The sequence below is a fragment of the Geodermatophilus sp. CPCC 206100 genome, assembly GCF_048569675.1.
Lineage (GTDB): Bacteria > Actinomycetota > Actinomycetes > Mycobacteriales > Geodermatophilaceae > Geodermatophilus.
Genome location: NZ_JAQISV010000062.1, coordinates 1 through 17,508 on the forward strand (window position 1 = coordinate 1; position 17,508 = coordinate 17,508).

At 73.2% G+C, this 17,508-nt stretch carries 19 protein-coding genes and 1 pseudogene; 19 read left to right on the plus strand and 1 reads right to left on the minus strand.

Features of this window, described 5'->3' with window-relative positions; all coding sequences use genetic code 11:
- Positions 1-742: 742 nt before the first annotated feature.
- The 18 genes and pseudogenes from rho to PGN05_RS23070 form a co-directional block, all read left to right on the plus strand.
- Positions 743-1,858 (plus strand): annotated as a pseudogene (gene rho / locus PGN05_RS22985) (transcription termination factor Rho); the annotation flags it as partial.
- A gap of 215 nt (positions 1,859-2,073) precedes the next feature.
- Positions 2,074-2,301: a 50S ribosomal protein L31 gene (gene rpmE / locus PGN05_RS22990; RefSeq protein ID WP_419754904.1), complete on the plus strand. Its 228-nt coding sequence runs from the start codon at positions 2,074-2,076 to the stop codon at positions 2,299-2,301.
- A 110-nt stretch (positions 2,302-2,411) separates the two neighbouring features.
- Entirely contained in the window at positions 2,412-3,503 is a 1,092-nt protein-coding gene (gene prfA / locus PGN05_RS22995; protein ID WP_419754905.1) for a peptide chain release factor 1, read from the plus strand.
- Between the two features lie 14 nt (positions 3,504-3,517).
- Positions 3,518-4,360 (plus strand): peptide chain release factor N(5)-glutamine methyltransferase, encoded by an 843-nt coding sequence (gene prmC, locus PGN05_RS23000; protein WP_419754931.1) that lies wholly within the window; start codon positions 3,518-3,520, stop codon positions 4,358-4,360.
- A 14-nt stretch (positions 4,361-4,374) separates the two neighbouring features.
- Positions 4,375-5,016 (plus strand): L-threonylcarbamoyladenylate synthase, encoded by a 642-nt coding sequence (locus tag PGN05_RS23005; RefSeq protein ID WP_419754906.1) that lies wholly within the window; start codon positions 4,375-4,377, stop codon positions 5,014-5,016.
- A gap of 170 nt (positions 5,017-5,186) precedes the next feature.
- Complete coding sequence (locus PGN05_RS23010) at positions 5,187-6,455, plus strand: glycosyltransferase family 4 protein (RefSeq protein ID WP_419754907.1); 1,269 nt, start codon at positions 5,187-5,189, stop codon at positions 6,453-6,455.
- Positions 6,452-6,925, plus strand: a complete 474-nt coding sequence (locus tag PGN05_RS23015) for a hypothetical protein (RefSeq protein ID WP_419754908.1) — start codon at positions 6,452-6,454, stop codon at positions 6,923-6,925. The genes PGN05_RS23010 and PGN05_RS23015 overlap by 4 nt, the downstream gene beginning before the upstream one ends.
- Positions 6,926-7,044: 119 nt before the next feature.
- The gene (locus tag PGN05_RS23020) at positions 7,045-7,269 is read left to right on the plus strand and encodes a hypothetical protein (RefSeq protein WP_419754909.1); all 225 of its coding nucleotides are present in this window, start codon (positions 7,045-7,047) and stop codon (positions 7,267-7,269) included.
- Entirely contained in the window at positions 7,266-8,093 is an 828-nt protein-coding gene (gene atpB / locus PGN05_RS23025) for a F0F1 ATP synthase subunit A (protein WP_419754910.1), read from the plus strand. The genes PGN05_RS23020 and atpB overlap by 4 nt, the downstream gene beginning before the upstream one ends.
- 79 nt (positions 8,094-8,172) lie before the next feature.
- Positions 8,173-8,412 (plus strand): ATP synthase F0 subunit C, encoded by a 240-nt coding sequence (atpE, locus tag PGN05_RS23030; protein WP_419754911.1) that lies wholly within the window; start codon positions 8,173-8,175, stop codon positions 8,410-8,412.
- 46 nt (positions 8,413-8,458) lie between these two features.
- A complete protein-coding gene (locus tag PGN05_RS23035) occupies positions 8,459-9,037 on the plus strand; it encodes a F0F1 ATP synthase subunit B (protein WP_419754932.1) in 579 nt (192 codons plus the stop codon).
- On the plus strand, positions 9,037-9,909 hold the full coding sequence (locus tag PGN05_RS23040) for a F0F1 ATP synthase subunit delta (RefSeq protein ID WP_419754912.1): 873 nt from the start codon (positions 9,037-9,039) through the stop codon (positions 9,907-9,909). Before PGN05_RS23035 ends, PGN05_RS23040 begins: the two co-directional genes overlap by 1 nt.
- Positions 9,910-9,978: 69 nt before the next feature.
- The gene (atpA, locus tag PGN05_RS23045) at positions 9,979-11,616 is read left to right on the plus strand and encodes a F0F1 ATP synthase subunit alpha (protein WP_419754913.1); all 1,638 of its coding nucleotides are present in this window, start codon (positions 9,979-9,981) and stop codon (positions 11,614-11,616) included.
- Positions 11,617-11,618: 2 nt separating this feature from the next.
- Positions 11,619-12,581, plus strand: coding sequence for a F0F1 ATP synthase subunit gamma (locus PGN05_RS23050; RefSeq protein WP_419754914.1), 963 nt, complete (start codon positions 11,619-11,621; stop codon positions 12,579-12,581).
- A gap of 72 nt (positions 12,582-12,653) precedes the next feature.
- Positions 12,654-14,087, plus strand: a complete 1,434-nt coding sequence (gene atpD, locus PGN05_RS23055; RefSeq protein ID WP_419754915.1) for a F0F1 ATP synthase subunit beta — start codon at positions 12,654-12,656, stop codon at positions 14,085-14,087.
- Positions 14,088-14,332: 245 nt separating this feature from the next.
- On the plus strand, positions 14,333-14,512 hold the full coding sequence (locus PGN05_RS23060; RefSeq protein WP_419754916.1) for a hypothetical protein: 180 nt from the start codon (positions 14,333-14,335) through the stop codon (positions 14,510-14,512).
- Positions 14,513-14,654: 142 nt separating this feature from the next.
- A complete protein-coding gene (locus tag PGN05_RS23065) occupies positions 14,655-15,044 on the plus strand; it encodes a F0F1 ATP synthase subunit epsilon (protein ID WP_419754917.1) in 390 nt (129 codons plus the stop codon).
- A gap of 27 nt (positions 15,045-15,071) precedes the next feature.
- Positions 15,072-15,473: a DUF2550 domain-containing protein gene (locus PGN05_RS23070; protein ID WP_419754918.1), complete on the plus strand. Its 402-nt coding sequence runs from the start codon at positions 15,072-15,074 to the stop codon at positions 15,471-15,473.
- 61 nt (positions 15,474-15,534) lie between these two features.
- On the opposite strand, the gene PGN05_RS23075 is transcribed toward PGN05_RS23070, so the two are convergent.
- Positions 15,535-16,140: a cob(I)yrinic acid a,c-diamide adenosyltransferase gene (locus PGN05_RS23075; RefSeq protein WP_419754919.1), complete on the minus strand. Its 606-nt coding sequence runs from the start codon at positions 16,138-16,140 to the stop codon at positions 15,535-15,537.
- An 88-nt stretch (positions 16,141-16,228) separates the two neighbouring features.
- Between PGN05_RS23075 and murA the strand changes: the two genes are divergently transcribed.
- Positions 16,229-17,503, plus strand: coding sequence for a UDP-N-acetylglucosamine 1-carboxyvinyltransferase (murA, locus tag PGN05_RS23080; protein ID WP_419754920.1), 1,275 nt, complete (start codon positions 16,229-16,231; stop codon positions 17,501-17,503).
- The last annotated feature ends 5 nt before the right edge of the window (positions 17,504-17,508 follow it).

Here is a 17,508-nt window from a genome sequence, read left to right on the forward strand (position 1 = left end):
CCCCCGGCGGCGCCGCGCGGCCAGCCGGCCGGCCGGTGCGCCGACGGCCGCGAGCGCCGCCCCCGCGGCCCCCGCCGCTGAGGCGCCGTCGACCACCCCCGAGTCCCGCGCCGAGTCGGCGCAGACCGCCGCTCCGGCTGCCGCTCCCGAGCGGACCGAGGACGTGCGCACCGACGGCGACCGCGCCGACAGCGAGCGTCCCGACGGCGACCGTGCCGAGAGCGACCGCGCCCAGGGCGACCGGGCCGAGGGCGAGCGGCCGCAGCGTGCCCGCCGCACCCGCGGCGACCGCGACGGCGCCAACCGTGCCGACCGCGACGGCGACCGCGCCGAGCGCGGCACCCGCGACGAGCGTGACGGTGGGAACCGCACCGAGCGGGACGGCGGCGCCCGTGTCGAGCGGGACGGCGGCGCCCGTGCCGAGCGGGACGGCGGTACCCGCACCGAGCGGGACGGCGGGAACCGCGCCGACCGGGACGGCAACCGCGGCCCCGACCGCGACCGCGGCGGCCGGCCGGACAACCGCGCCGACAACCGCAACGACCGGCCCGACAACCGCAACGACCGCGGCAACGACCGGAACAACGACCGCCCCGACGAGGACGACGACGACTTCGAGGGTGGCCGCGGCCGCCGCGGGCGTCGCTACCGAGACCGCAACCGCCGCGGCACCACCGGCCGCGAGCGCTTCGAGCCGAACGAGCCCACGGTCAGCGAGGACGACGTCCTGCTGCCGGTCGCCGGAATCCTCGACGTCCTCGACAACTACGCGTTCGTCCGCACCTCCGGCTACCTGACCGGGCCGAACGACGTCTACGTGTCGCTGTCACAGGTGCGCCGCTACGGCCTGCGCCGCGGTGACGCCATCACCGGCGCCGTCCGGCAGCCGCGGGAGGGCGAGCGCAAGGACAAGTACAACGCGCTGGTCCGGCTGGACACCGTCAACGGCCTGGACCCCGAGCAGGCGCGGCAGCGTCCGGAGTTCACCAAGCTGACCCCGCTCTACCCGCAGGAGCGCCTGCGGCTGGAGACCGAGCCGCACCAGCTGACCACCCGGGTCATCGACCTGGTCATGCCGATCGGCAAGGGGCAGCGCGCCCTCATCGTCAGCCCGCCCAAGGCCGGCAAGACGATGGTGCTGCAGTCGATCGCCAACGCGATCACCACGAACAACCCCGAGTGCCACCTCATGGTCGTCCTCGTCGACGAGCGGCCCGAGGAGGTCACCGACATGCAGCGCTCGGTGAAGGGCGAGGTCATCGCCTCGACCTTCGACCGGCCGCCGTCGGACCACACCACGGTCGCCGAGCTGTCCATCGAGCGGGCCAAGCGCCTGGTCGAGATGGGCCACGACGTCGTCGTGCTGCTGGACTCGATCACCCGGCTGGGCCGCGCCTACAACCTGGCGGCCCCCGCCAGCGGGCGCATCCTCTCCGGTGGTGTCGACTCCACGGCGCTCTACCCGCCCAAGCGCTTCCTCGGCGCCGCCCGCAACATCGAGAACGGCGGCTCGCTCACGATCATCGCCTCGGCGCTGGTCGAGACCGGCTCGACGATGGACACGGTCATCTTCGAGGAGTTCAAGGGCACCGGTAACGCGGAGATCAAGCTGGACCGCCGGCTGGCGGACAAGCGGGTCTTCCCGGCCGTCGACGTCAACGCGTCGGGCACGCGCAAGGAGGAGATCCTCATGTCGCCCGACGAGCTGGCCATCGTCATCAAGCTGCGCCGGGTGCTCGCCGCGCTCGAGCCGCAGCAGGCCCTGGAGCTGCTGCTCGACAAGCTCCGCAAGACGCGGAACAACATCGAGTTCCTCATGCAGATCCAGAAGACGACGCTGGGCCCCGGCAACGAGTGAAGGACCCCCGTCCTCCCCGGCCTTCGCAGGCTCAGGTCGGGTCCCTGGACGGGGTCGTTCCAGCACGTCACCAGCGCACGTCACCAGGCCGCCCGCCGGCGGGGTCGGCCGATCAGGGATACTGGTCGGCCGAGCCCCCGCTGCGCGGCCGGAATGACCGGTCGGCCGCCGGCGTTCGACCACCTGAACGGCACAGACCACTCGGAAGAGGCGACATGAAGCCCGGAATCCACCCCGACTACCACACCACCACGGTGACCTGTGGGTGCGGGAACACCTTCACCACCCGCAGCACGGCGCCCGGCGGTCAGCTGACCGTCGAGACCTGCTCCGCCTGCCACCCCTTCTACACGGGCAAGCAGCGGATCCTGGACACCGGTGGCCGCGTCGCCCGCTTCGAGAAGCGGTTCGGCAAGCGCGACGCCGCCAAGGCCGGCAAGTAGCACCTCCGACGGCGCCCGTCCCACTCTCGTGGGGCGGGCGCCGTCGTCGTGTCCCGGCCCGTTCTCCCGCCGGTCCCGCGTGGACCGGCACAGCACTGGAAGTGAGCACCGTGAGCAGTCCTGCCGAGGCCGGCTGGGGCGGGTCGCCCGACCGCCTGACCGGCCTGCTGGCCGAGCACGCCGCGCTCGAGGTCGAGCTGGCCGACCCCGCCGTCCACACCGACACCGCCCGCGCCCGCCGGCTGGGCCGCCGCTACGCGCAGCTCGCCCCGCTCGTGGAGACCAAGCGCGCCCTGGACGCCGCCCGTGCGGACCTGTCCGCCGCCCGTGAGCTGGCCGCCGAGGACGCCTCGTTCGCGGTCGAGGCCGCCGGGCTCGAGCAGCGCATCCCCGAGCTCGAGGACCGCCTGCGCGAGCTGCTGCTGCCCAAGGACCCCGACGACGACAAGGACGTCATCCTCGAGGTCAAGGCGGGGGAGGGCGGCGCCGAGTCGGCCCTGTTCGCCGGCGACCTGCTCCGCATGTACCTGCGCTACGCCGAGCGGCGCGGCTGGTCGGCCGAGGTCATCGACGCCGTGGACGCCGAGCTGGGCGGGTACAAGGACGTCTCGGTCGCGATCAAGTCACGCACCGACGAGGGCATCTGGTCCCGGCTGAAGTTCGAGGGCGGCGTGCACCGGGTCCAGCGGGTGCCCGTCACCGAGTCGCAGGGGCGCATCCACACCTCCGCCGCCGGGGTCCTCGTGCTCCCCGAGGCCGAGGACGTCGACGTCACCGTCGACCCGAACGACCTGCGCATCGACGTCTTCCGCTCCTCCGGGCCCGGCGGGCAGAGCGTGAACACCACGGACTCCGCCGTCCGCATCACCCACCTGCCCAGCGGCATCGTGGTCAGCTGCCAGAACGAGAAGAGCCAGCTGCAGAACCGGGAGTCCGCGCTGCGCATCCTGCGCTCCCGGCTGCTGGCCGCCGCCCGCGAGGAGGCCGCCGCGGTGGCCAGCGACCAGCGGCGCAGCCAGGTGCGCACCGTGGACCGCAGCGAGCGGGTGCGCACCTACAACTTCCCGGAGAACCGGATCAGCGACCACCGCGTCGGCTTCAAGGCGCACAACCTGGACGCGGTGCTCGACGGCGAGCTCGACCCGGTCATCGACGCGCTGACCCGGGCGCACACCGCCGAGCTGCTGGCGGCCGGCTCCTGAACCCCCGCACGCTCCTGGCCGACGCCGCGCGGCGGCTGGCCGAGGCCGGCGTGGCGTCCCCCCGGGTGGACGCGGAGCTGTTGCTGGCCCACGTCCTCGACGTGCCCCGCGCCCGGCTGCTCACCCTCGCCGACGTCCCCGGCGACCCCGCGGCGCGGTTCGCCGACCTGCTCGACCAGCGCGCGGGGCGGGTACCCCTGCAACACCTCACCGGGCGGGCCCCGTTCCGCCACCTGGAGCTGGCCGTCGGGCCCGGCGTCTTCGTGCCGCGGCCGGAGACCGAGCTGCTCGTCGAGTGGGCGCTGGCCCGGCTGGCCGACGGAGCCGCGCCCGTGGTCGTGGACCTCGGCGCCGGCTCGGGCGCGATCGCGCTGTCCCTGGCCCACGAGCACCCCGGCGCGCGCGTCACCGCCGTCGAGCGCGACGACGGCGCCATCGAGTGGACCCGCCACAACGCCGCCGTCCGCACCGCGGCGGGGGACACCCCGGTCGAGGTGCTCGCCGGCGACATGACCGACCGGCAGCTGCTGACCGCCCTCGACGGCACCGTCGACCTCGTCGTCTCCAACCCGCCCTACGTCCCCGACGGCGCGCGGGTGCCGCGGGAGGTGGCCGACCACGACCCGCCGATGGCCCTGTGGGGCGGCCCCGACGGGCTGGACGTCGTCCGCGGACTGCTGCACACCGCGGCCCGGCTGCTGCGTCCCGGCGGGCACCTCGGCATCGAGCACGCCGACCAGCAGGGGGCCGCGCTGCCGGCCCTGGTCCGCGGGCACGGCGGCTTCACCGACGTCGCCGACCACTCCGACCTCGCGGGCCGGCCACGGTTCACCACGGCCCGCCGCGCGGCGGAATGACAGACTCCGGCGTCGTGGCCGACGTCTTCGACTGCTCCGACCCCGACGCCCGCGCCGCCGGGCTGGACGCCGCCGCGGCGGCGCTCAGCCGCGGCGACCTCGTCCTGCTGCCGACCGACACCGTCTACGGCGTCGCCGCCGACGCCTTCAGCCCCGCGGCGGTGATGTCCCTGCTCGCGGCGAAGAACCGGGGCCGCACCATGCCGGTGCCGGTGCTCATCGGTGAGGCGTCCACCCTGGCCGGCCTGGTGCTGCGGACCCCGGAGGTCGCCCTGCGGCTGGCCGAGTCCTTCTGGCCGGGCGGGCTCACCCTGGTCCTCGAGCACGCGCCCTCGCTGGCCTGGGACCTCGGGGACGCCGAGGGGACCGTCGCCGTCCGGCTGCCGGACGACCCCGTCGCCCGCGACCTGCTCCGCCGCACCGGCCCGCTGGCCGTCTCCAGCGCCAACCGCTCCGGGCGCCCGGCCGCCACCACCGCGGAGGCGGCGGTCGCCCAGCTGGGGGCGCAGGCGGCCGTGGTCCTCGACGGCGGCCCGCGACAGGGCTCGGCCCCCAGCACCATCGTGGACTGCACCGGGCCCACGCCGCGGGTGCTGCGGATCGGCGCGGTCTCGGTCGACGAGCTGCGCGAGGTCGTGCCCGACCTCACCGACTAGGCAGGGTCCGGCGACCGAGCGCTGCCGGTCGCCGGGCCTCCGGAGCGATACCGTGGGACGACCGTCCGTCGTCCAGTCCGGGAGCCCCGCCGCGATGTGCACGCCGTCCTGGAGTCCCGACGCCGGTCGGACGTCCGTGGACGCGGCCCCCCTCGACCCGGCCTGAGCCCGTGCGCGAGTACGTCGTCGTCCTGATCACCGCGGCGCTGGTCACCTACCTGACCACGCCCGTGGTGCGGGTGGCGGCCGTCCGGCTGCGGATGATGGCCGCCCCCCGCGAGCGGGACGTGCACGTCATCCCCACCCCGCGCGGCGGTGGCGTGGCGATGTACCTCGGGGTGGCCGCCGCCATCCTCGTCGCGACCCGCCTGCCGGCGCTGCAGCGCACCTTCGAGGACTCCCAGACCGCCGCCGTCCTCGCCGCCGGGGGGCTGATCTGCGCCCTCGGCGTCCTCGACGACAAGTTCGGGCTGGACGCGCTCACCAAGCTCACCGGCCAGATCGCCGCCGCCGGCGTCATGGTCCTGCTGGGCGTCCAGCTGGCCTTCGTGTTCCTGCCGGTCGCCGACATCGGCACGCTGTCGCTGGGGCCGTCCGTCGGCGTTCCGCTGACCGTCCTCCTGACCGTGGCCACGGTCAACGCGCTCAACTTCATCGACGGCCTCGACGGGCTGGCCGCCGGGGTCTCGGCGGTCGCCGCCCTGGCCTTCTTCGCCTACAGCTACAACCTCGGGCTGGTCGGCTACGACGAGGTCGCCAGCGCTCCGGCGCTCATCACCGCCGTCCTGGCGGGCGCCTGCCTGGGCTTCCTCCCGCACAACTTCAACCCGGCGCGCATCTTCATGGGCGACTCCGGCTCGATGCTCGTCGGGCTCATGCTGTCCGCGGCCGCGGTCAGCGCGACCGGGCGGGTCGACCCCCAGTCCTTCGACTCCGCGGCCAGCCTGCTGCCGCTGGCCCTGCCGCTGCTGGTGCCGGTCGCGGTGCTCTCCATCCCGTTCATCGACCTGGTCATGGCGGTCGTCCGGCGCACCCGCCGCGGCCGGTCGCCGTTCTCGCCGGACAAGATGCACCTGCACCACCGGCTGCTGGCCATCGGCCACTCGCACCGGCGGGCGGTGCTCGTCATGTACTTCTGGGCGGCGCTGCTGTCCTTCGGCGCGGTCACGCTCAGCATCACCGGCGGGACGGCGGAGCTCTTGGTCGCCATCGGCGTGCTGCTCGTCGTCGGCGTCATCGTCGTGCTCAGTCCCCGGGCCCGTCGCGCCGCCCGGGAGGCCCGGGCGGCCGACCTGGAGGCGCAGCGGCAGCGCAGCCGGGCCGACCACCCGACCGCGCGCTCGCTGCGCACCACCACGTCCACCACCCCCGGCCCGTCACCCGACGCGGCCACCGAGCCGTCCCCGCGGGCGGCGGGGGCGGGGCAGGGAGTCCGATGACCACCCCGATCCAGCCGGAGATCCCCTGGGACCTCTCGTTCCTCCGCGTGGGAGCGCTGGTGACCGCGGGGCTCACCGCCGTGGCCGCCCCCGTCGCCGGCCTCGTCGGGGGCTCGGACGACGCCCTGGCGGTGCTGGTGGGGGCCGCGGTCGTCACCTTCTTCTTCGCCGTCTCGGGGCTGGTCATCGCCTGGGCGGGCCGTCACGGCGAGGCCTTCACCCTGCCGGCGGCCCTCGGGTCGTTCCTCGTCAAGATCCTCGTCCTGGCCGCGGTGCTGCAGGCGCTGCCGGCCGACGGGTGGCTCGACCGGCGGACACTGGCGTGGACGGTCATCGCGGGCGCGCTCCTGTGGAGCGTCGTCCAGCAGCGGTGGGTGTGGACCCGGCGTCTGTACTACGTGCAGCCACCGGCTCCGCCCTCGACCGGGGGAACCCTCCCGCCGCCCGGAGAGGCCGCCACGCGCGGCTGATAGTGTCCGAGCCGATGGCCGAGACACGCCCTACGACCGGGGGCTCTCGACCTCGACCTGCAGCACCCACCGACCGTCAGCCCAGCGGGGCCGACATCGGTTGGGGGATCACCGGGACGATGCTCTCCGGGATCATCGTGTGGGGCGGGGCCGGGCTGCTGCTCGACCGCTGGTGGGACACGCGCTTCGTCGCCCTCATCGGGGTCGTTCTCGGTCTGACGGTGGCCATCTACCTGGTGGTCGTCAAGTACGGCGCCCTGCCCCCAGCCGAGGGGAACGGGCGCACCGGCTCCACCCGGGGCGGGCGAGGTAGCCCACCCAGGACGCAGAAGGGACAACGGTGACCTCCAGCGCCCTCGCGCTCGCCGACGTGCTCGCCGCAGAAGGTGGCGAGGACACCGGTTTCCAGGCTCCCAGCATCGCGGAGTTCTACCCGGAGCCGATCGCCTCCTTCTCACTGCTGGGCATCGACTTCGAGATCACCCGCATCACGATCATCATGTGGATCGCCACCGCGGTGATCCTCGCGCTGCTGCTGGCGGCCGTGCGGAAGCCCTCGATCGTCCCGGGCAAGCTGCAGTACCTGTTCGAGGGCGGCTACTCCCTCGTCCGCGACGGCATGGCGCGCGACGTGATCGGCCCCAAGGGCCTCCCGTTCGCCCCGTTCCTCGGCGCGCTGTTCTTCTTCATCCTCGCGAACAACGCGATGAGCATCATCCCGTTCGCCCAGATCTCCCCGAACTCCAAGTTCGCGATCCCGCTGGTCCTCGCGGTGATCGTCTGGGTGCTCTACAACTGGATCGGCATCCGCGAGCAGGGTGCGGCCAAGTACTTCAAGGACGCCGCGATCCCGCCGGGCGTGCCGATCGGCGCGCTGATCCTCGTGACGCCCATCGAGCTGCTGCAGGTCTTCGTGATCCGGCCGTTCACCCTCGCCGTCCGGCTCTTCGCGAACATGTTCGCCGGCCACATGCTGCTGGTCGTCTTCTCGCTCGGCGCGACCTATCTCCTCTTCGTGGGCAACTTCTCGATCATCTTCAGCCCGTTCTCGTTCCTGATGGCGATCATCATGACGTTCTTCGAGCTGCTGGTCATCGTGCTGCAGGCCTACGTCTTCGTGGTGCTGACGGCGACCTACCTCAACGGCGCCGTCGAGCCCGCCCACTGACCGCACCACCCCTGATCCACCCCCCACAGCCAGCCGCCCGGGACAACCCGGGCGACCGACACAGGAGGAACACCCCCGCATGGACGCTCTCGCAGAGCTCGTCGGAAGCATCGGCTCCGTCGGCTACGGTCTCGCCGCCATCGGCCCCGGCATCGGCGTGGGCATCGTCTGGGCCGCCTACATCCAGGCGACCGCCCGGCAGCCCGAGTCCGCCGGCCTGACCCGCACCTACGCCTTCCTCGGTGCCGCCCTCTCGGAGGCGCTCGCCCTGATCGGCCTGGTCGTGCCCTTCATCTTCGGTCCCGGCAACGCTGGCTGACCTGTCCCTCTCGGTCGGACCAAGCTGACACAGGGACGTGGAGATCATGGAAATCCTCGCTGCGGAGTCACAGAACCCGCTCCTGCCGCCCATCGGCGAGATCGTCGTCGGGCTGATCGCCTTCGCGATCGTCTTCTTCGTGTTCGCCAAGTTCGTCGCACCGCGCTTCGAGCAGGTGTGGCGGGCGCGCCGTGAGGCGATCGAGGGCGGCATCGAGCGAGCCGAGGCGATGCAGGCCGAGGCCAAGGCCGCGCTCGAGCAGTACCGCGCGCAGCTGGCCGAGGCCCGGACCGAGGCCGCGCAGATCCGCGACCAGGCCCGAGCCGAGGGCCAGCAGATCCTCGAGGAGCTGCGGGCCCAGGCCCAGCAGGAGTCCGCGCGGATCGTGGCCCGCGGTGAGGAGCAGCTGACCGCCTCCCGCCAGCAGGTCGTCAACGAGCTGCGCGGCCACATCGGCCAGCTCGCGGTCGACCTCGCCGGCCGCGTGGTCGGCGAGTCCCTCGAGGACCAGGCCCGGCGCAGCGGCACCGTCGACCGGTTCCTCGACCAGCTCGACGGCATGGCCGCCGGCTCGCCCGACGGGCGCACCGGCGGCAGCTCCGTGTACGTCGACGGCACCCGCTGATGGACGCCTCCAGCCGGGCGGCGCTCGTCCAGGCGCGCGAGCGCCTGGAGGAGCTGTCCCGGCCCGCGTCGGGCCTGCTCGAGCGGGCGCGCGACAGGGTCACGGGGCATCCGCGTGCGGTCTCCGACGACGAACTGTTCGCCCTCGCCGAGGAGCTGTTCGCCGTCTCCCGGCTGCTCGAGGACCAGGTCGCCCTGCGCCGTGCCCTGTCCGACCCGTCGGGCACGCCGGCCGACCGGGCCGGCCTGGCGCGACGGGTGCTCGACGGGAAGGTCTCGGGGGCGACCCTGGACCTCGTGGAGACGGTGGCCCGGCAGCGCTGGTCGCGGCCGCTGGACCTCGTCGAGGCGACGGAGACCCTCGCCACCGACGCGGCCCTCGACGCCGCGGCGGAGCGCGGTGAGCTCGACGGCGTCGAGGACGACCTGTTCCGGTTCGGCCGGATCGTCGGCGGCGACCCCGACCTCTCCCGGGTGCTCGGGGACCGCACCGCCCCGGCGGCCGGCAAGACCGCGCTGCTGGAGCAGCTCCTCGCGGGACGGGTCAGCCCCGTCACCGCCCTGCTGCTGCGGACCCACCTGACCAGCCGGTACGCCGGCAACGCCGAGAACGTCATCGAGCGGCTCTCCGAGGTTGCCTCCGGCCGCCGCGGCCAGTCGGTCGCCCGCGTCACCACGGCGATCGCGCTCACCCCGCAGCAGGAGCGCCGGCTGACCGACGTGCTCAGCCGCCTCTACGGGCGGGCGATCGGGCTGCAGGTGACCGTGGACCCCAGCGTCCTCGGCGGGCTGGTCATCCGCGTCGGTGACGAGGTCGTCGACGGCAGTGTCGCCCACCGTCTCGAGGCCGCCGGCCGACGACTGGTCGGCTGAGCCCCACAGCTCGCTCCCGAGCCCCGATCCAGCAGACAGACACGACCCAGCAGGGAAGAGGACGGACCCATGGCCGAGCTGACGATCTCCGCAGACGAGATCCGCAGTGCCATCCAGAACTACGTCACCGACTACTCCCCGGACGTCTCCCGGGAAGAGGTCGGGATCGTCACCGAGGCCGGCGACGGCATCGCCCGGGTCGAGGGCCTGCCCTCGGTCATGACCAACGAGCTGCTCGAGTTCGAGAGCGGCGTCCGCGGTCTGGCGCTGAACCTGGACGTCCGCGAGGTCGGTGTCGTCGTCCTCGGCGACTATTCCGGCATCGAGGAGGGCCAGCAGGTCCGCCGCACGGGCGAGGTCCTCTCCGTCGCGGTCGGCGACGGCTACCTCGGCCGCGTCGTCGACCCGCTGGGCAACCCGATCGACGGCGCCGGTCCGATCGCCACCACCGGCCGGCGTGCCCTCGAGCTGCAGGCGCCCACCGTGGTGCAGCGGCAGTCGGTCAAGGAGCCGCTGCAGACCGGCATCAAGGCCATCGACGCCATGACGCCGATCGGCCGGGGCCAGCGGCAGCTGGTCATCGGTGACCGGCAGACCGGCAAGACCGCGATCGTCACCGACACGATCATCAACCAGAAGGAAGCCTGGGCCACCGGCGACCCGCAGCAGCAGGTGCGCTGCATCTACGTCGCGGTCGGCCAGAAGGGCTCCACGATCGCCGCCATCCGCGCCGCCCTCGAGGAGGCCGGCGCGATGGAGTACACGACCATCGTCGCCGCGCCGGCGTCGGAGGCCGCGGGCTTCAAGTACATCGCCCCCTACACCGGCTCGGCCATCGGCCAGCACTGGATGTACGAGGGCAAGCACGTCCTGATCGTGTTCGACGACCTGTCCAAGCAGGCCGAGGCCTACCGCGCCGTCTCGCTGCTGCTGCGCCGTCCGCCGGGCCGCGAGGCCTACCCGGGCGACGTCTTCTACTTGCACTCCCGCCTGCTGGAGCGCTGCGCCAAGCTGTCCGACGACCTCGGTGCGGGCTCGATGACCGGCCTGCCGCTGGTCGAGACCAAGGGCAACGACGTGTCGGCCTACATCCCGACCAACGTCATCTCGATCACCGACGGGCAAATCTTCCTCGAGACGGGTCTGTTCAACTCCGGTGTCCGCCCGGCCATCAACGTCGGTATCTCGGTGTCGCGCGTCGGCGGCTCGGCGCAGATCAAGGCGATGCGGTCGGTCGCCGGGCGGCTGCGGCTGGACCTGGCCCAGTTCCGCGAGCTCGAGGCGTTCGCCTCGTTCTCCTCCGACCTGGACGCCTCCAGTCGCGCCACCCTCGAGCGCGGGCAGCGTCTGGTCGAGCTGCTCAAGCAGGGCCAGTACACGCCGTTCCCGGTGGAGCGTGAGGTCGTCTCGCTGTGGCTGGGCACCACCGGCAAGCTCGACCGGGTGCCGGTGCCGGAGGTCCGCCGCTTCGAGGCCGAGTTCCTCGACTTCATCGGCCGCGGCAACAGCGGGGTCTACGACGAGATCCGGCAGACCCGGGTGCTCGGTGACGACGCCGTCGGCACCCTGGAGTCGGCGGTCGAGGAGTTCTACCGCCAGTTCCAGACCTCCGACGGCGAGAACCTGCACCTCAACGAGCCCGAGGCCGAGGCGATGGACGCGTCCCAGCGCGGCCAGGAGCGCGTCCAGGTCAAGCGGAGCGCCTGACCGTGGCCAGCAACCTCCGCGCGCTGCGGCGCCGCATCCGCTCCACGAAGTCGACGAAGAAGATCTTCTCGGCGCAGGAGCTGATCGCCGGTGCCCGCATCGTGCGCGCCCAGGCCCGGGTGGAGGCCTCCAAGCCCTACGCCCGGGAGATCACCCGGGTGCTGTCGGCGCTGGCGTCCTCCGCGTCGCTGGACCACCCGTTGCTCACCGAGCGGCAGAACCCGCGGCGCGCGGCGGTCCTGGTCATCACCTCCGACCGCGGGTTCGCCGGCTCGTACAACGTCAACGTGCTGCGCCGCACGGAGGAGCTGCTCTCGCTGCTGCGCCAGGAGGGCAAGGAGCCGGTCCTCTACGTGGTCGGCCGCAAGGGGGAGACCTACTACTCCTTCCGGCACCGCACGATGGCCGACACCTTCACCGGGTTCTCCGAGCAGCCCACCTACCCCGACGCCCAGCGCGTGGGGGAGGAGCTGATCGCCGCCTTCACCGCCGGTGAGGACGACGAGGCCGGGGCCGAGGGCGTGCAGGGCGTGGACGAGCTGCACATCGTCTACACCGAGTTCCGCTCGCTGCTCGCCCAGGTGCCCGTCGCCAAGCGGATGGCCCCGCTGGAGGTCGAGGAGGTCGAGGAGTTCGACTACGAGCGGGAGGACCGGGAGGCCGGTGTCACCAACGACACCGGGGTGCCGACCTCCTACGAGTTCGAGCCCTCGCCCGACGCGCTGCTCGACGCGCTCCTGCCCAAGTACGTCACGACCCGGATCTTCGCGGCGATGCTGGAGTCCGCGGCGTCGGAGTCGGCGTCGCGGCGGCGGGCGATGAAGTCGGCGTCGGACAACGCCGAGGAGCTGGCGAAGAACCTGTCCCGGCAGGCGAACCAGGCCCGCCAGGCCGAGATCACCCAGGAGATCAGCGAGATCGTCGGCGGCGCCGACGCCCTCGTGTCGGCCGGCGCCGACGACTGACCCCCACCCCGCCCCGGCGGGGACACTGAAGACGCGGAAGCAACCGAGCCCGAGGGCAGGAGAGCACTACACATGACCGTCACCGAGGACCGTCCGACCACCCAGACGACCGGCCGCGTCGTCCGGGTCACCGGGCCGGTCGTCGACGTCGAGTTCCCGCGCGACGCGATGCCCGACCTGTTCAACGCCCTGAAGGTGGAGGTCACCCTCGCCGACCTGGGCAAGACCCTGACCCTCGAGGTCGCCCAGCACCTGGGCGACAACGTGGTCCGCACCATCTCCATGGCACCGACCGACGGCCTGATCCGCGGTGCCGAGGTGCGCGACACCGGCTCGGCGATCTCCGTGCCCGTCGGCGACGCCGTCACCGGCCACGTGTGGAACGCCCTCGGCGAGTGCCTGGACGAGCCCGGCTACGGTGCCGACGCCCTGCGCTGGGAGATCCACCGGCACGCGCCGCGGTTCGACCAGCTCGAGGGTCGCACCGAGATGCTGGAGACCGGCATCAAGGTCATCGACCTGCTCACGCCCTACGTGGCCGGCGGGAAGATCGGCCTGTTCGGCGGTGCCGGCGTGGGCAAGACGGTGCTCATCCAGGAGATGATCCGCCGGGTCGCCCAGGAGTTCGGTGGCGTGTCGGTGTTCGCCGGCGTCGGCGAGCGAACCCGTGAGGGCAACGACCTCATCACGGAGATGACCGAGTCCGGCGTCATCAACTCGACCGCGCTGGTCTTCGGCCAGATGGACGAGCCGCCAGGCACCCGGCTGCGGGTGGCGCTGTCCGCGCTGACGATGGCGGAGTACTTCCGCGACGAGAAGGGCCAGGACGTCCTGCTCTTCATCGACAACATCTTCCGGTTCACGCAGGCCGGCTCGGAGGTCTCCACGCTGCTGGGCCGCATGCCCTCCGCCGTGGGTTACCAGCCGACCCTGGCCGACGAGATGGGCGAGCTGCAGGAGCGGATCACCTCGACCCGCGGCCACTCGATCACCTCGATGCAGGCCATCTACGTGCCCGCCGACGACATCACCGACCCGGCGCCGCACACCACGTTCGCCCACCTCGACGCGACGACCGTGCTCTCCCGGCCGATCTCGGAGAAGGGCATCTACCCGGCCGTGGACCCGCTGGACTCCACCAGCCGGATCCTCGACCCGCAGTACGTGGGCCAGGAGCACTACTCGATCGCCCGTGAGGTGCAGCGGATCCTGCAGCGCTACCAGGAGCTGCAGGACATCATCGCCATCCTCGGGATCGACGAGCTCTCCGAGGAGGACAAGGTCACCGTCAACCGCGCCCGGCGGATCGAGCGGTTCCTGTCGCAGAACATGTTCGTGGCCGAGGCCTTCACCGGTCAGCCCGGGTCGTTCGTGCCCCTCGCCGAGACCCTGCAGGCGTTCAAGGCGCTGGCCGAGGGCGACTACGACCACGTGCCGGAGCAGGCCTTCTTCATGTGCGGTGGCCTCGAGGACCTCGAGCGCAACGCGAGCAAGCTGAAGAAGTAGGAGGACCCCGCTGCCCCTCGCGCGTCGCAAGCTCAGCGCGGGGCCCTGCACCGGGGCCGAACAGCGTGACGGCCGGGCTCCCCGCTGAGGGAGCCCGGCCGTTCGCGTGTCGGCTCGGCTGCGACGGGTAGTGGGTGTACGTCAACGGGATGACGGTCCTGGTGCACCCGCGCCCGGCGCGGGATGCTCGGGCCGACGACCAGCACGCAGGCCCGGAGCACCCGGGCGCGGCACGGGAGACGCGAGTGGACGGCACAGCCGAGACCAGGCCGGACGGCGCCGACTGGAGCTGGCCGCCGTCCGCGGGGGTCCCGTACACCAGCGGCCGGGAGTACGTGACCGAGCACTGGGCCCCGTCCTCGACGGTGCGCCGTCCGTGGCTGCGGGTCGGCCGCTGGACCGTTCTCTACCGACGGGCCGCCTGAGGGCGGACCCGCCCGCGGCCCCGCGGCGGGACCTCCCGCTCGGGCGCCGCCGGTGCGCCACTAGAGTGGCTACCGACCCGTCGGCGTGTCCACCTGGACGCGGCGACCCCGCACCGCCCGGCGGTGGACCCCGAGGAGTGTCGTGGCGACCCTGCAGGTCGAGTTGGTGGCCGTCGAGCGGCGGATCTGGTCCGGCGAGGCCAGCATGGTCATCGCCCGCACCACCGAGGGCGAGCTCGGTGTCCTGCCGGGGCACGCGCCGCTGCTCGGTGAGCTCGCGCCCGGCGGCGTGGTCACGATCCGCACGACCGAGGGCGAGGACCTGATCGTCGCCGCCCACGGCGGCTTCCTGTCGGTGACCCAGCGGGGCGTGTCCATCCTCGCCGAGACCGCGGAGATCTCCTCCGAGATCGACGTCGAGCGCGCCCGTGAGGCGCTGCGGCGCGCCGAGCAGGACGGCGACGACCCCGAGGCCCTCGCCGCCGCGCGCCGCGCGCAGTCCCGGCTGCGGGCCGCCGGTCAGGACGCCTGAGCTCGTACCGACGTCCCGGCCCCTCCGATGACCACCGCCCTGCTGGTCGTGGCCGGGGTGCTGGTGGTCGCCGTGGTGGTGGCCTTCCTGCTCCGCCGGCGCTTCCTCCTCTCCGGGCTCGGCGCGGTCACCATGTGGCTGCGGCCCGGCAGCTCGGGCCGCTGGTCGGTGGGCGTGGCCTGGTACGGCGGTGAGACCCTGCTCTGGTACCGGGCGCTGTCGCTGTCGGTCCGCCCGCAGCACCGCCTGTGCCGGGCCGGGTTCCGGGTCGAGGGGCGCCGCCCCGCCGGCTCGGACGACGTCGCGCTGCCGCCCGACGTCGTCGTCCTGTCGTGCGACACCGGCGACGGGCGCCGCGAGCTGGCCATGGAACCGTCGACGGTGACCGGCTTCCTCTCCTGGGTGGAGTCCGCGCCGCCGGTCCGCTGAGCAAGGACCCCCTTGCCCCCACCCCTCGCAGGCTCGGGGCGGGCCCCTGCAAGGGGGCCGATCAGTCCTCGCGGGCGGCCTTCTGGGCGTGCGCCCCGCTGTGCGCTCCGGGCTCCCACAGCACGTCCCCGCCGGGGTTGGCCTCCCGCGCGAGGATGAACAGCAGGTCCGACAGCCGGTTCAGGTAGCGCGCCGTCTCGGCGTTGGTGCGCTCGCCGTCGGCCGCCACCAGTGCCCAGACGCTGCGCTCGGCCCGCCGGGTGACCACCCGCGCCTGGTGGAGCAGCGCGGCCAGGGCGGTGCCGCCGGGCAGGATGAAGCTGCTCAGCGTGGGCAGCGCCTCGTTGTGGGTGTCGCAGGCCGCCTCGAGCCGCTCGGTGTAGGCCGCGGTGATCCGCAGCGGCGGGAACTCCGGGTCGGGCGTGACCGGGCTGCACAGGTCGGCGCCGACGTCGAACAGGTCGTTCTGGACGCTGCGCAGCAGCACGGCGAGCTCCGGCGCGGGCGAACCGAGCGCCAGCGCCACCCCGAGCACGCTGTTGGCCTCGTCGACGTCGGCGTAGGCCACCAGCCGGGGGTCGGTCTTGGCCACCCGGCTCATGTCGCCGAGGTGCGTCTGGCCGGCGTCGCCGGTCTTCGTGTAGATGCGGGTCAGCCGGACCGTCATGCGGTGAGCCTAGGAGAAGGCCCCCGCTGCCCCCACCGCGCACCGCTCGCGGCGGGACCCGGCAGCGGGGCCGCCGTAGGGTGGGCCGGTGGAGTGCTTCGAGGTCACCGGCGGCACGGCGCTGACCGGTCGGGTCCGCGTCACCGGCGCCAAGAACAGCGCCCTGAAGCTCATGGCGGCCGCGCTGCTGGCGCCGGGCCGGACCACGCTCGAGGAGGTCCCCGACATCCTCGACGTGTCGATCATGAGCGAGGTGCTCCGCCGGCTGGGGTGCGAGGTCAGCTACGAGCGGCACGCGCACGGCGGCGGCCGGATCGTCGTCGACGTGCCCGACGACCCGGCGACCGAGACCGACTACGACCTGGTGCGCAAGATGCGGGCCTCCATCAGCGTCCTGGGCCCGCTGGTGGCCCGGTGCGGCTCGGCCCGCGTCGCGCTGCCCGGCGGTGACGCGATCGGCTCCCGCGGCCTGGACATGCACATCTCCGGCCTCGAGCGGCTCGGCGCGACCATCGAGAGCGAGCACGGCTTCCTCGTCGCCACCGCACCCCGGCTGACCGGGACCTCGATCTGGCTGGACTTCCCCTCGGTGGGAGCCACGGAGAACCTCGTCATGGCCGCGGTGCTGGCCGAGGGGACCACGGTCATCGACAACGCCGCCCGCGAGCCGGAGATCTCCGACCTGTGCTCGATGCTCGCCGCGATGGGCGCCCAGATCGAGGGGGCCGGCACCTCGACGATCACCGTCGAGGGCGTCACGACGCTGAAGCCGGTCACCTACACGACCGTGCCGGACCGGATCGTGGCCGGCACGTGGGCCATCGGGGCGGTCATGACCCGCGGGGACGTCGTCATCGAGCGGGCCGTCGCCGACCACCTCACCGTGGCGCTGGACAAGCTGACCGACGCCGGGGCGCACGTGGAGGCGCTGCCCGACGGCATCCGGGTGGCGATGGACGGGCGGCCCCGGTGCGTGGACGTCGTCACGCTGCCCTACCCGGGTTTCCCGACCGACCTGCAGCCCATGGCGGTCGCGCTCGCGGCGGTCTCCACCGGCACCGCGCTCATCACCGAGAACGTGTTCGAGGGCCGGTTCATGTTCGTCAACGAGCTGGTCCGGCTCGGCGCCTCGGTGCGCATCGACGGGCACCACGCCGTGATCCGCGGCCGCGAGCGCCTCTCCAGCGCCCCGGTGCTGGCCACCGACATCCGCGCCGGGGCGGGGCTGGTGCTCGCGGGGCTGGTCTCCGACGGCGTGACCGAGGTCCAGGACGTGCACCACGTCGACCGCGGCTATCCCGACTTCGTGGAGCAGCTGCGTGGCCTCGGCGTCCGGATCGAGCGGGTCCAGCGGCCGGACTGACCGGC

What these genes read in the sequence shown, in the direction of transcription:
- rpmE (WP_419754904.1), top strand. Translation starts at nt 2,074, where the DNA reads ATGAAGCCCGGAATCCACCCCGACTACCACACCACCACGGTGACCTGT.
- PGN05_RS23015 (WP_419754908.1), top strand. Translation starts at nt 6,452, where the DNA reads ATGACCACCCCGATCCAGCCGGAGATCCCCTGGGACCTCTCGTTCCTC.
- PGN05_RS23020 (WP_419754909.1), top strand. Translation starts at nt 7,045, where the DNA reads ATGCTCTCCGGGATCATCGTGTGGGGCGGGGCCGGGCTGCTGCTCGAC.
- atpE (WP_419754911.1), top strand. Translation starts at nt 8,173, where the DNA reads ATGGACGCTCTCGCAGAGCTCGTCGGAAGCATCGGCTCCGTCGGCTAC.
- PGN05_RS23035 (WP_419754932.1), top strand. Translation starts at nt 8,459, where the DNA reads ATGGAAATCCTCGCTGCGGAGTCACAGAACCCGCTCCTGCCGCCCATC.
- PGN05_RS23040 (WP_419754912.1), top strand. Translation starts at nt 9,037, where the DNA reads ATGGACGCCTCCAGCCGGGCGGCGCTCGTCCAGGCGCGCGAGCGCCTG.
- atpA (WP_419754913.1), top strand. Translation starts at nt 9,979, where the DNA reads ATGGCCGAGCTGACGATCTCCGCAGACGAGATCCGCAGTGCCATCCAG.
- atpD (WP_419754915.1), top strand. Translation starts at nt 12,654, where the DNA reads ATGACCGTCACCGAGGACCGTCCGACCACCCAGACGACCGGCCGCGTC.
- PGN05_RS23070 (WP_419754918.1), top strand. Translation starts at nt 15,072, where the DNA reads ATGACCACCGCCCTGCTGGTCGTGGCCGGGGTGCTGGTGGTCGCCGTG.
- PGN05_RS23075 (WP_419754919.1), bottom strand. Translation starts at nt 16,140, where the DNA reads ATGACGGTCCGGCTGACCCGCATCTACACGAAGACCGGCGACGCCGGC.